Origin of the sequence: Rhizobium sp. N324 (genome assembly GCF_001664485.1) — a bacterium.
GTDB lineage: Bacteria > Pseudomonadota > Alphaproteobacteria > Rhizobiales > Rhizobiaceae > Rhizobium.
Genome location: NZ_CP013630.1, coordinates 1138771 through 1151767, shown reverse-complemented (window position 1 = coordinate 1151767; position 12997 = coordinate 1138771). Strand labels below are relative to the sequence as shown.

Sequence of the window (12997 nt, the reverse complement as noted above, 5' to 3'; positions counted from 1 at the left end):
CGCCCAACGGGCTGCCGCGGGCTGACTATTTCCCCCGGAGGTCTTTCAGACCGCCAGATATGACCGCCTGCGCCGCCGCCAATCGGGCGATCGGCACGCGGAACGGCGAGCAGGAGACATAATCCAGCCCGATCGTCTCGCAGAATCGGATCGAGGCCGGGTCGCCGCCATGTTCGCCGCAGATGCCGAGTTTCATGTCGTTGCGGGTGCGCCGGCCGCGTTCGGCGGCGATGCTGATCAATTCGCCGACCCCGTCGAAATCGAGCGAGATGAAGGGATCGTGCTCGATGATGCCCTTGCGCTGATAGGTGGGGATGAAGGCGGAGGCGTCGTCGCGCGAAATGCCGAAGGTGGTCTGCGTCAGGTCGTTGGTGCCGAAGGAGAAGAATTCGGCGGCTTCGGCAATCACATGGGCGCGAAGGGCGGCGCGCGGCAGCTCAATCATCGTGCCGACGAGATAATCGATCTTCATGCCGGCCTCGGCCATGACATTGCCGGCGACCTCGTCGATGCGGGCCTTGACGTAATCGAGCTCGGAGCGCAGGCCGACCAGCGGCACCATGATCTCGGGCACGACGGCTGCCCCGGTCTCCTTAGCTGCTTCAACCGCCGCCTCGAAGATGGCGCGGGCCTGCATCTCGACGATCTCGGGATAGGAGATCGCCAGCCGACAGCCGCGATGGCCGAGCATCGGATTGAACTCGTGCAGCGCATCGACGCGCTGGCGCAGCGCCTGCGCCTCCATGCCCATGGCGAAGGCGACTTCGGCGACCTCGTCATCGGTCTTCGGCAGGAATTCGTGCAGCGGCGGGTCGAGCAGGCGGATCGTCACCGGCAGGCCGTGCATGACGGTGAAGAGGCCGGTGAAATCCAGGCGCTGCATCGGCAGCAGCTTGTCGAGCGCCAGCCGCCTGCCCGTCTCATCGACGGCCAGGATCATTTCGCGCATGACATGGATGCGCTCGCCCTCGAAGAACATGTGCTCGGTGCGGCAAAGGCCGATGCCCTCGGCGCCGAAGGAGCGGGCGGCGCGCGCATCGGCCGGCGTATCGGCATTGGTGCGCACCGTCATCCGCCTGGCGCGGTCGGCCCAGCCCATGATGCGGCCGAAATCGCCTGACAGTTCCGGCTGGATCATCGGCACCTCGCCCTTCAGCACCTGGCCGGCCGAGCCGTCGATGGTGATGATGTCGCCCTTCTTCAGGATGACGCCGACGCCAAGCAGCCGCTCGTTGCGTTGATCGATGCGCATGGTGCCGGCGCCGACGACGCAGGGGATGCCCATGCCGCGGGCAACGACCGCCGCATGGCTGGTCATGCCGCCGCGGGTCGTCAGGATGCCTTCGGCGGCATGCATGCCGTGAATATCCTCCGGGCTGGTCTCGACCCGGAGCAGAATGACCTTGCGGCCCTCGGCCTCGGCCTCGACGGCCTCTTCCGCAGTGAAGACGATGGCGCCGGTCGCCGCCCCGGGCGAAGCCGGCAGGCCGGTGCCGATCACCTGGCGGGTGACACGCGGATCGATCGTCGGATGCAGCAGTTGATCGAGGCTGGAGGGTTCGATGCGCAGCACCGCCTGCTCCTCGGTAATCACCTTCTCATCGACCATGTCGACGGCGATCTTCATCGCCGCCCGGGTCGAGCGCTTGCCGGCGCGGGTCTGCAGCATCCACAGCTTGCCGCGCTCGATGGTGAATTCGATATCCTGCATGTCGCGGTAATGGATCTCGAGCTCGCTGCAGATGCGGCAGAGCTCGCGAAACGCCTCCGGCATCAGCTTTTCCATCGAGGGTTTTTCCGAGCCGGAGGAAATACGCCCCTCCTCGGTGATGCTTTGCGGCGTGCGGATGCCGGCAACGACATCCTCGCCTTGCGCATTGACGAGGAATTCGCCGTAAAGCGCCTTCTCGCCAGTCGAAGGGTTGCGGGTGAAGGCGACGCCGGTGGCCGAGGCATTGCCGAGATTGCCGAAGACCATCGCCTGGATATTGACCGCCGTGCCCCAGGCTCCGGGAATATTGTGGAGCTGGCGGTAGGTGACGGCGCGCGCGCTCATCCAGCTTGAGAAGACCGCGCCGACCGCGCCCCAGAGCTGAACCTCGGGATCCTGCGGGAATTCCTGCTCCAGCTCCTCCTCGATCAGCCTTTTGTAGAGGGAAACGATATGCTGCCATTCGGTGGCGCTGAGTTCGGTATCGGTTTCATGGCCGAGCTTGGCCTTCTCGTCTTCGAGAATCTCTTCGAAGGCATCGTTGCCGAGGCCCATGACCACGTCGGCATACATCTGGATGAAGCGGCGGTAGCTGTCCCAGGCAAAACGCGCGTCGCCGGCATCATGGCCGAGCGCCTGCACCGTCTCGTCGTTGAGGCCGAGATTGAGCACCGTGTCCATCATGCCAGGCATGGAAACACGGGCGCCGGAGCGCACCGAAAGCAGCAGCGGCTGGCTGCCGGAGCCAAAGCGGCGGCCGGTGATCGCCTCTATGCCTGATATGCCGGCGCGCACCTCGGCCTTCAGCCCATCCTCGATATGGCGGCCATTCCTATAATAGGTGTTGCAGGCATCGCCGACGATCGTCAGCCCCGGCGGAACCGGCAATCCCAGCGCGCACATTTCCGCCAGATTGGCGCCCTTGCCGCCTAGAATCTCGTGATCGCGCGCCCGGCCCTCAGCCTGCCCGTCGCCGAACGTATAGACCCACTTGGTCATCTTCCCCCCAACACCAAACCGGGATTAGCTTAATCCGTTGGTGTTGAAATGAAAATCGACAAATGCGGCGGAATGTTGCGTTGCACAATAAATCTTCGGCGCCGCGGCGTTCGAAACGATTGAAACATCGCCGGACAGAGAAGGCGGCATAAAAAAAGCTTTGCGGGACTGCAACAGGTCCCGCAAAGCCTTGTTTCCGTCCGGCCAGGAAAACCGGACGGGGGGTCCCTCAACCCAGGGCACTTTCCTCAAATAATGGAATGCCCTATCGCTTCATCTTCACGCAATTCCTGTGAAAGCCGCTTGGCGCGTTTCGCAGGAATTGCCCCAGATTTCCCGGTCCTTGCCCTCTGCCCGGAAAACCGCATGCAAATTCGACAATAAGCAACGTTGACCGCCCACGCTTGCGCTGAAGCATCAGGTTGCGTTGAAACAACTTCTAATGCAAGTCATCGCAAAGAGCATCACCCAAATGGGGTACAGAGCGCAAAGAAGCCGACCTTTTTTGGTGCTTACGCGAATTCCGGCGAAAGTGCGGGCGTTTTCAGCCGGATCCGGTCTTCGGCCTGACCATTTCAGCCTATGATACCGGCAATTTTTCCGTGCCGGATATCACGCCTTATGGCGAGTTGTTACTGAATATGATCGCGCCCCTCCCGCCAACCGCCCTCATACGTGGCTCCGCCTCCTCCATCTTCGTCATTCGAGGCACCTGGGATCCACGGCCTGGCGCTGGCGGATGCCGCATGGATCCTCGGGTCAAGCCCACTGCTGTCCGGTTAAAATATCTGGACAGGTTGCATGGCATTGATTCTATTCGTTTTCAGACGTTTCGCGGCGTTCTGGACACGAATTGGAGATCAATGTCATGCGGCACGAGAATAGCGTTTTTCACCAGCTTCAACAGTATATTCCGTGGGCGGTGTTCGATCGTCTTGTGGACAAGCATAATGCCGACCACCGGGTGCGCCGGCTGACGGCGAAGTCGCAGTTCCTGGCGCTGCTTTTTGGCCAGTTGTCGGGCGCTGCCAGCCTGCGCGAGATCGAGGCCGGCTTGCTCAGCCACGAGGCGAACCTTTATCACCTGGGCGCTCGCAGTGTGGCCCGTGCCACGCTGGCGGATGCCAATGCCAAGCGCCCGGCAGCCTTGTTTGCCGATCTGTTCTCCGTCATGGCTGCCCGTGCCAGTCGAAAGATACGCCGTCATATCGGCGATACGCTGCGTATATTGGATGCCACACGCGTCCAGGTCTCCTCGCTGTATGGCGGCTGGGCCGACATGGTTGGCGGCAAACGGGCCATCAAACTGCATGTCTGCTACGATCCGCACGCCGACGCGCCGCTCGCCATGACGCTGACCGGTCAGAGGACGAACGACATCATCCCGGCCAGGGCGATCGACATTGCTGCGGGCGTCACCTATGTCTTCGATCTTGCCTATTACGATTTTGCCTGGTGGGCCGAGATCGATAGAAAGAGCGCCCGTTTCGTCACCAGGCTGAAGAGCAATACCCTCGTCGCCACGATCGCCGAACAGCCAGCCGATGAAGCTGCGGGCATTCTCTTCGACAGGATCGGGCTCCTGCCGCAAAGGCTCGCCGGTTCCCGGCAGAACCCCTTTCAGGATCCGGTGCGCGAGATCGCCGTCCGCATCAGGACCGGCAAGGTCATCCGCCTCATCACCAACGACCTCGACGCTCCGGCAGCCGAGATCGCCACCCTTTACAAGCAGCGTTGGCAAATCGAACTCTTCTTCAAATGGATCAAGCAGAACCTGAAGATCCGGCATTTTCTCGGAACCTCGGAAAATGCCGTGCGCATCCAGGTCTTCGTCGCGCTCATTGCCTATCTGCTGCTGCGAATGGCCCAGGCAGCCCAGAAAGACATCGCTCAGCCGCTCGCATTCTCAAGGCTCGTGCGCCTCAACATCATGCATCGCAGGGCAATCGGCGCCCTGCGAAGACCGCCGGCAATCACCAAAGCAGATCCACGGCAATTATCACTGCCCATCACCGCAAGTTAAACCGGACAGCAGTGGGTCAAGCCCGAGGAGGACGGAGGATGGGGTGGCCTCTGCGGCAAGATAGCGAGGGGTGGCCGCATACGAATGCGGTAGGCGCCTCCTGGCTCTCCGATCCCTGCCGGCCCGCGCCCCTGCCGGTCTGCCTCCTGGCCGTCTGACCGCTGCCAGTTTGCGCCTCCTGCCCGCTCGTCCCCTCAATCTCCGTCATCCCAGGCCTTGAGCCTGGGATCCATGGTCTGGCGCTGGCGGATGCCGCGTGGATCCTCGGGTCAAGCCCGAGGAGGACGGAGGGTGGGGTGACCTCCGCGGCAAGATAGCGAGGGGTGGCCGGATACGAAAGCGGGAGGCGCCTCCTGCCGGTCCGCCTCCTGGCCGTCCGACCACTGCCAGATCGCGCCTCCTGCCCGCTCGTCCCCTCAATCTCCGTCATCCCAGGCCTTGAGCCTGGGATCCACGGTCTGGCGCTGGTGGATGCCGCATGGATCCTCGGGTCAAGCCCGAGGAGGACGGAGGGTGGGGTGACCTTTGCGGCCAAATGGTGAGGGGTGGCCGGATGCGAATGCGCTGGCGCCTCCTGCCTGCCCCCTGCCAGTCCGCGCCTCCTGGCCGTCCGACTACTGCCAGTTTGCGCCTCCTGCCCCGCTCGCCCCCCAATCTCCGTCATCCCAGCCTTGAGCCTGGGATCCACGGTCTGGCGCTGGTGGATGCCGCATGGATCCTCGGGTCAAGCCCGAGGAGGACGGAGGGTGGGGTGGCCTCTGCGGCAAAACAGCGATCGCCGAATAGGAATGCGCTGGCGCCTCCTTCAGTCCGCGCCTCCTGCCGGCACGCCCCCACGCGAACCCTCAGGCGATCTCGCGCAGGCGTTCGGCGGTCTGCAGGTCGACGGAGACGAGGGTGGAGACGCCTTGTTCGGCCATGGTGACGCCGAAGAGGCGGTTCATGCGGGCCATGGTGATCGGATTGTGGGTGATGATGACGAAGCGGGTTTCGGTGGAGGCCGCCATTTCGTCCATCAGGTTGCAGTAACGCTCGACATTGTGGTCGTCGAGCGGCGCGTCCACCTCGTCGAGCACGCAGATCGGCGCCGGATTGGTGAGGAAGACGGCGAAGATCAGCGCCATCGCCGTCAGCGCCTGCTCGCCGCCGGAGAGCAGCGTCATCGTCTGCGGCTTCTTGCCGGGCGGCCGGGCCAGGATCTCCAGGCCGGCTTCCAGCGGATCGTCGGATTCGATCAGCTGCAGCTCGGCGGTGCCGCCGCCGAAAAGATGGGTGAACAGCCGCTGGAACTGGGCGTTGACGATGTCGAAGGCGGCGATCAGCCGTTCGCGGCCCTCGCGGTTCAAGCTCTGGATGGCGCCGCGCAGCTTGCGGATCGCATCGATGACGTCGTCGCGTTCCTTGATCAGCGCTTCGAGCTTCTCGCTCAGCTCCTTCTGTTCCTCGTCGGCGCGCAGGTTGACGGCGCCGAGCCGCTCGCGCTCGATCCGCAGGCGCTCGAGCTCACGCTCGACCTCGCGCGGGTCGGGAAGCGCCTGCATGGCCGGGCGCCCAGTCAGCTGCAGCGCCTCGTGCGGCGCGACGTTCAGCACTTCGCGGATGCGGCTTTCGCTTTCCTGCCGCTTCTCGCGGGCCGAAACCAGCCGCTCCTCGGCGCGGCCGCGGCGTTCGCGGCATTCGGCAAGCTCCGACAATGCAGTGGCCGCCTGGTGGTCGGCCTCGCGCTGGATGCGCTCGGCCTCGGCCAGGAGATCACCGGCATTGCGGCGCGCCTCTTCGGCCTTCTGCAGTTCGCTGAGCAGAGCGCGGCGCTTGTCGTCGAATTCATCCGGGGCCATTTCGAGTTCGGCCGCCTCTTCGCGCGCCTCTTCCTCGCGCTCGCGCAGCGTTGCGACCTGATCCTCGCCGCTGGCCGCCCGCTGGCGCCAGGTCTCCCGCTCCTGGCCGATCGCGACGATCCGGCGGCGGCGGGCCTCGTTTTCCCGCGCCAGGCTTTCATGGCGGGCGCGGGCCTCGGCGAGCGCGCCGCGATCGGTCGCGACCTCAGCCTGCTGGAACCGCAGCCGCTCGTCGATCGCGGTGAGATCGGGCGCATCCTCGAGCTCGATGCGGGCATTCTCTTCCTGGATGCCGATCTCCTCCAGCTGTGCGCCCAGCTGGCTGACCGCCTCGCTGACGACATCGCGGCGGCGGATCAGATCGCCGGAGGCGCGCTCGGCCGCGACCAGCGCTTCGCGCGCCTCGGCGAGATGACGGGCCGACAGCCGGCTCATGTCGCGGGCTTCGGCGAGCCGGCGCTCTTCCACCCGGATCGCATCAGTGGCGGCGGCCTGCCGCTCCTCGGCTTCGGCAAGCACGTCGCGGGCAATAGCCGCCTCGCCTTCGAGTTCGGTGAGGCGGTTCTTCTGGGCAAGGCGAAGCGCTGCGGCGCTCGGCGCGTCGGCGCCCGTCACGTGACCGTCCCAGCGATAGACGGCACCCGTTTTTGTCACCAGCCGCTGGCCGGGCTGCAGTGCCGCCATCAGGCGCTCTGCGTCCCCATCGGCGACCAGGCCGATCTGGCGCAGGCGGCGCGTCAGCGCGGCCGGCGCACGGACATGGGCGAGTAGCGGTGTGGCGCCTGCGGGAAGCGCAGCATCGCCGGCGCCATCGCCATTCTCAGACCAATGGGCCGGCGCTTCAGCATCGAGCGGCGATTCCAGATCGTCGCCGAGGGCGGCACCGAGCGCGGTCTCGAAGCCGCGATCGACCTTCAATTCTTCGGCAACCGGGGAAAATTTGCCGGCCGCGGCACCGGCGGCGAGCATGCGGGAGATGGTGCGGGCCTCGGTTTCCAGCGCATTGAGCGCCGAGCGGGCCTGATCGACGGGCGCGCGCGACAGCACCTCGGTCTGGCGGGCTGATGCCAGCGCCTGCTCCACGACCTGGACGGCAGCTTCGGCATCGGCAAGGGCGATTTCGCCGGCCTCGACGATGGCGCGCTTTTCCTCGGGATCGGGCAGACCGGCGATCTTGTCGCCGATGGCTGATAGTTCGTGGTTCGCGTCGTCCATCTGCCGCTCGAGGCGCATGCGGCGGTCTGCGAGATCGCGGATGGCGCGTTCCAGCTGGTTGCGGCCGGCCGCGGCCTCGGCGCGCTCGGCCGTCAGCTGGGTGAAGATGCGCTCGCTGTCGGCAAGTTTTGCCGCCGTTTCCTCGAAAGCTTCGCGGGTTTCCTCGGCATAACGGCCGGAATCGGCGAGCACTTCCGCAATCTCGGCCTCTTCGGCATCGAGCCTTGCCAGGATGACGGCATTGTCGGCCACCAGCCGCTCCTCGCGGCGAATATCTTCGCCAAGCTGGGCAAGACGGCGGGTGAGTTCATCGCGGCGGCGCAGGATGCGGCCGGCATCCTCCTCCAGCTGGCTTCTGGCGATCTGCAGGCGCTGCAGGGCGGCGGCGGCACGCGCCTCGCCCTCGCGCAGTTCCGGCAGCTTCAGGCTGGCGATGCCCTGATTCTTGGCCGCCTCCATCTGCATCTGCGCCTTTTCGGCGACGACTGATGTCGCCTGGTTCAGCGCGCTGTCGGCCTCGGCCTCGGCCTCCTTGGCCTGCACCCAGCGGATATGCAAGAGCATCGCCTCGCGAGCGCGAATATCGGCTGACAGCGTCTTGAAGCGGTTGGCCTGGCGGGCCTGGCGCTTCAGGCTCTCGATCTGGCTTTCGAGCTGCGAGGTGACGTCGTCGAGGCGCTCGAGATTAGTTTCGGCGGCGCGCAGCCGCAGTTCGGCCTCATGGCGGCGCGAATGCAGGCCCGAAATGCCGGCCGCCTCTTCGAGCAGCTGGCGGCGGGCCTGCGGCTTGGCCTGGATCAGCTCGCCGATACGCCCCTGCCCGACCATCGAGGGCGAACGGGCGCCGGTGGAGGCATCGGCAAACAGCAGCTGCACGTCCTTGGCGCGGCTTTCCTTGCCGTTGATGCGATAGAGCGAACCCTGCTCGCGCTCGATGCGGCGGGTGACCTGGATCTCGTCGGCATCGTTGAAGGCGGCGGGCGCGGTGCGCGTCGCATTGTCGAGATAGAGCGCCACTTCGGCGGTGTTGCGGGCCGGGCGGTTGCCCGATCCCGAAAAGATCACGTCGTCCATGCCGGAGGCGCGCATGTTCTTGTAGGAATTCTCGCCCATCACCCAGCGCAACGCCTCGACGAGGTTGGACTTGCCGCAGCCGTTCGGGCCGACGACGCCGGTCAATCCCCGCTCGATGATGAATTCCGTCGGCTCGACGAAGGATTTGAAGCCGACCAGGCGCAGCTTGTTGAACTTCATGCGGAAAAATCCACGGCAGGAAACCCCCTCATCCGCCCTACGGGCACCGACCGGGGTTGAGCCACTGGTCTCAACCCGTCCTTCGGACCCCCGCTGGGGAGAAGAGGGAATCGAGACGTCGCGGCACATCCCCTTCGCCCCAGCGGGGAGAAGGTGCCGGCAGGCGGATGAGGGGGCCACACCCGCAAACTGCGCTGAAAACAAAAAACGGGCGCACGGCTTTCAACGTCGCCCGTCTTCGTCAAACGGTCCGGTTCAGATGAGGCTGTCGATGAGCTTCGACAAGGTTTCAACCGGCATGTCTCCAGAGTAGCGCTTGCCATTGATGAGGAACGTCGGCGTGGCGTTGACGCCGAAATCCTTGGAACCTCTTTCCCGCGTGGCGTTCACTTCATCCAGAAGCTTCTGGTTCGTCAAGCATTTCGTGAAGCTATCCTCAGTAAATCCGGCCAGCTTCGACATCTGCAGCAGCGCGGCGCGGCCGTCATCGGCGGCGGCCCAGACCTGCTGCTGCTTGAACAGCATCGAGACCATCGGGAAATACTGTTCCGGCGTGCTCAGCTGCTCCGGATTGGAGGCGCTGCAGCGGGCGAGCATGAAGGCGGCGGCAGCGCGCGGATCGAAGGGGAATTCGCGAATGATGAACTGCACCTTGCCGGCGTCGACATATTTCTGCTTGATCGCATCGAAGGTGGTGTTGTGGAAATGGGCGCAGTGCGGGCAGGTCATCGACATGTATTCGACGATCTTGACCGGGGCATCGGCCTTACCAAGCGCCATCTCCGGCAGAGCGCCGGGCTTCAGCACTTCGGCCATATCGACATCGCCGTCCGACTGCGGCATTTCGGTGGCGGACGTCGCCGCCGTCTCAATGGTATCGACATTGGTGCCGTCGGCCATGGTCTTGCCGGACGAAGCATCGGCAGCGTCCTTGCTGTCGTTGCAGGCGGCAAGCGCTGCGGCAGCTGCGGCGATGGCGATGCCACCCAGGAGGCGGCGTTTCGTCAGTTGCATTTCGGACATCTGCATGGGTTCCCCATAGGTATGAGAGTGACGGCGTGACTGTGCGATATAACGGCTGACGGCCGCTCACAAGCCACGGTTCGCCAACTTCCTTCAAAGAATTGTGACCGCGATGGGACCGCTAGGCAAAATTGCGAGCGGGCGGCTTGTAGATTTCATCGATAGACATCGCAGCGGTTGCCGATACGCACGATGAGGATTCGCACCGCCCCATCGTCGATGCTTGCGATCACTCGATAGTCCCCGACGCGGTACCTCCAGAAATCACCGAGTTCAGACCCTTTAAGCGCCTCTCCGATGGACCGTGGATCGTCCAGCCTTGCAACGCGGTCATTGAGAAATCGGAGGATTCGGCAAGCCGCCTCATGTCCGAGCTTCTCAAGCTCACGCTCGGCTGCCCGGTGAAACTCAATTCTCCACGCCATGACGCGTCATCAACTCGGCCAGCGAAACGGTATCACTCTCCCCTCGCCGAAGCTCTTCGAGGCGTTTTTCGGCGAGATAGATATCCTCGAGATCATCGAGATGTTCGAGGATGGCCTGACGGGCATAGAAGCTCTTGCTGCGGCCGGTCCGCCTGGCAAGCTCATCGAGTCGTGCTTCGATTTCGGGTGGCAACCGCAAGGCCAGCATGATCTTTCTCCTGTCTGCTATACAAATATAGCACTTGAAGCATTCGGTCACCAGTAGCCTCTCAGATATGCATGCGTATTTCAGCGACGCTTTGAGTAACCCTACCAGCAGGGTGCTTGTGCATGGATGCTCGGGTCAAGCCAGAGCACGACGGAGGGCTGGGTAGGCTTCTCGAACTACCGCGACAGGTGAAGAGATAGGCGGCACTGGCGCCTCCAGCCTGTTGCGCTCCTCAATCTCCGTCATCCCAGGCCTTGAGCCTGGGAACCATGGTCTCGGATCCCAAACCAAAGTCCGGCGCGTCTGTTGCCGCGCCGGACTTCGAAGTCTACCGGATCACTTGCATTCGGGGTCGTCGCCGAAGCCCTTGCAGAAGAACTCGGCGGCATTGTCCTTGGTGATCATCTTCGACGCGATCTCGATCTCCATCGAGCCGTCGTCCTTCTTCGTCAGGGTTCCGAGCTTTTCAAGCGCGGCCGTGTCGTTGGTGGCAAGTGCGTGGGCAGCAATGACGCCTTCCGGCGCGACGGTGGAATAGGTGAAGGTCGCGGTCAGGTCGCCCTTGGCAACGGCACGAATGGCGGCATTCTCGCCGTCGATGCCGATGATGAGGATGCCTTCCTTGTCGCGGCCGGCGGCCTGGATCGCCCGCAGCGCACCGAACGCCATATTGTCGTTATGGGCGTAAACGGCCTGGATCTGCCCGGCCGGGAAACGCTGAAGCGTGTCTTCCATGAACTTCAACGCCTTTTCCTGGTCCCAGTCGGCGTGAGTTTCGGCGATCACCTTGATCTCGGTGCCGGCGATGGCCTCGGCAAAACCTTCATGGCGCTCAACCGCGGGAGCGACAGCCGGGTCGCCCTTGATCTCCACCACATTGCCCTTTCCCTTCAGCGCTTCGGCTATGTACTTGCCGGCAAGCGTGCCGATGGGTTTGTTGTGCGGGCCGACATGCAGCGTAACGGGAATATCGAGACTGCGTTCGAGCGTGATCACCGGAATGCCGGCAGCCAGCACCTGCTTGATGGTCGGAGCGATGGCGGCGCCATCCTGAGCCGAAATCATCAGAACCTTCATGCCTTGCACCATCAGGCTTTCGACATCCGAAATCTGCTTTGCGGACTTGCCTTCCGCGTTGGTGACGATCAGATCGACATCCTTGAAGTGCTCCGCGGCATAGGCCTGGTTGCGTTTGGTCATCGTGTTGCGATGGGCCGAGTTCGAACTCGCCTGCGAAAAGCCGATGACGATCTTGTCGGCGCTGAAGGCGGGGACAGCCGTCAGCACGGTGGCGAGCCCGGCTGAGATGATGAGCATGCGTCTGGTGATGTTAAGCATTTCAAGTCCTCCCTTTGGTGAACACGCTACCTGCGTGCTTTTCTTCCGGCTTCGAGCAGCACGGCAAGAACGATGATCGCGCCCTTCACCACCTGTTGTGAAAATGGTGAAACGCCTGCGAGATTGAGAATGTTTGCGATGATGGCCAGGACCATGGCGCCCCCCATCGTGCCGAGAACCGTGCCTTCGCCGCCGAACAGCGACGTGCCGCCGATCACCGCGATCGTAATTGCTTCCAGTTCGAGGCCGAGGCCGGAATTCGGGTCGCCGACGGAAAGGCGGGACAGGAAAATCAGGCCGGAAAGCGCGGCCAGCACGCCGCAGATGATGTAGACGCTGAAGATGACGAGCGGCACATTGATGCCGGAGAGCCTTGCCGCCTCTTCATTGCTGCCGACCGCATAGATGGCGCGGCCGAACGGCGTGAGGCTGAGCACGACGGCAGCGACGATGCAGACGATCGCGAAGACGTAGATCGGTGTCGGCACGCCCAGCAAGTAGCCCCCGCCGAGCACGAAAAAGCTGTCGGCGAGCTTGCTCGGATTGACGGTGCCGCCATCGGCGATCATCAGCGCGAAGCCGCGCACCATGACCATGCAGCCGAGGGTCATGATGAAGGCCGGAATGCGAAAAAAGGAAATGCCGAAGCCGTTGACGCAGCCGACAAGGGCGCCGATGGCGATGCAGATCAGCACCATCAAGGGGATGGGCATGCCCTGTTCCATCAACACCGCACCGGTAACGCCAACCAGCGCGACGATCGACCCCACAGAAAGATCGATCCCCTTGGTCAGGATCACGAATGTCATGCCGATGCCGAGAATCCCATAGAGGGCGACTTGTCTCAGGACATTCAGGATATTGATAGGATTGAGAAAATGAGGGGAGATCAGCGAGGCGGCTATGATCAATACGATCAGTGCACCGGCAAGCCCCGTTCCCCGCGGAAGTTTTTTCTTCATG

General features: G+C 63.5%; 8 protein-coding genes. 1 reads left to right on the top strand and 7 read right to left on the bottom strand.

The features are described 5' to 3' along the window. Nucleotides 1-25: 25 nt before the first annotated feature. On the bottom strand, nucleotides 26-2710 hold the full coding sequence (gene ppdK / locus AMK05_RS05460; RefSeq protein WP_064837232.1) for a pyruvate, phosphate dikinase: 2685 nt from the start codon (nucleotides 2708-2710) through the stop codon (nucleotides 26-28). A gap of 868 nt (nucleotides 2711-3578) precedes the next feature. On the opposite strand from ppdK, the gene AMK05_RS05455 reads away from it, so the two are divergent. Continuing rightward, a complete protein-coding gene (locus AMK05_RS05455; RefSeq protein WP_064836331.1) occupies nucleotides 3579-4733 on the top strand; it encodes an IS4 family transposase in 1155 nt (384 codons plus the stop codon). A gap of 845 nt (nucleotides 4734-5578) precedes the next feature. Here AMK05_RS05455 and AMK05_RS05450 read toward each other — a convergent pair. From AMK05_RS05450 to AMK05_RS05425, 6 genes are all read right to left on the bottom strand, one after another. Further along, nucleotides 5579-9040, bottom strand: a complete 3462-nt coding sequence (locus tag AMK05_RS05450; protein WP_064837230.1) for a chromosome segregation SMC family protein — start codon at nucleotides 9038-9040, stop codon at nucleotides 5579-5581. 255 nt (nucleotides 9041-9295) lie between these two features. Then, on the bottom strand, nucleotides 9296-10063 hold the full coding sequence (locus tag AMK05_RS05445) for a DsbA family protein (RefSeq protein ID WP_442966255.1): 768 nt from the start codon (nucleotides 10061-10063) through the stop codon (nucleotides 9296-9298). 155 nt (nucleotides 10064-10218) lie between these two features. Further along, on the bottom strand, nucleotides 10219-10488 hold the full coding sequence (locus tag AMK05_RS05440) for a type II toxin-antitoxin system RelE family toxin (RefSeq protein ID WP_064837225.1): 270 nt from the start codon (nucleotides 10486-10488) through the stop codon (nucleotides 10219-10221). Continuing rightward, entirely contained in the window at nucleotides 10472-10696 is a 225-nt protein-coding gene (gene relB, locus AMK05_RS05435; protein ID WP_064837223.1) for a type II toxin-antitoxin system RelB family antitoxin, read from the bottom strand. The genes AMK05_RS05440 and relB overlap by 17 nt, the downstream gene beginning before the upstream one ends. A gap of 336 nt (nucleotides 10697-11032) precedes the next feature. After that, a complete protein-coding gene (locus tag AMK05_RS05430; protein WP_064837221.1) occupies nucleotides 11033-12034 on the bottom strand; it encodes a substrate-binding domain-containing protein in 1002 nt (333 codons plus the stop codon). A gap of 26 nt (nucleotides 12035-12060) precedes the next feature. Beyond that, nucleotides 12061-12996 (bottom strand): ABC transporter permease, encoded by a 936-nt coding sequence (locus AMK05_RS05425; protein ID WP_064837219.1) that lies wholly within the window; start codon nucleotides 12994-12996, stop codon nucleotides 12061-12063. Between the last annotated feature and the right edge of the window lies 1 nt (nucleotide 12997).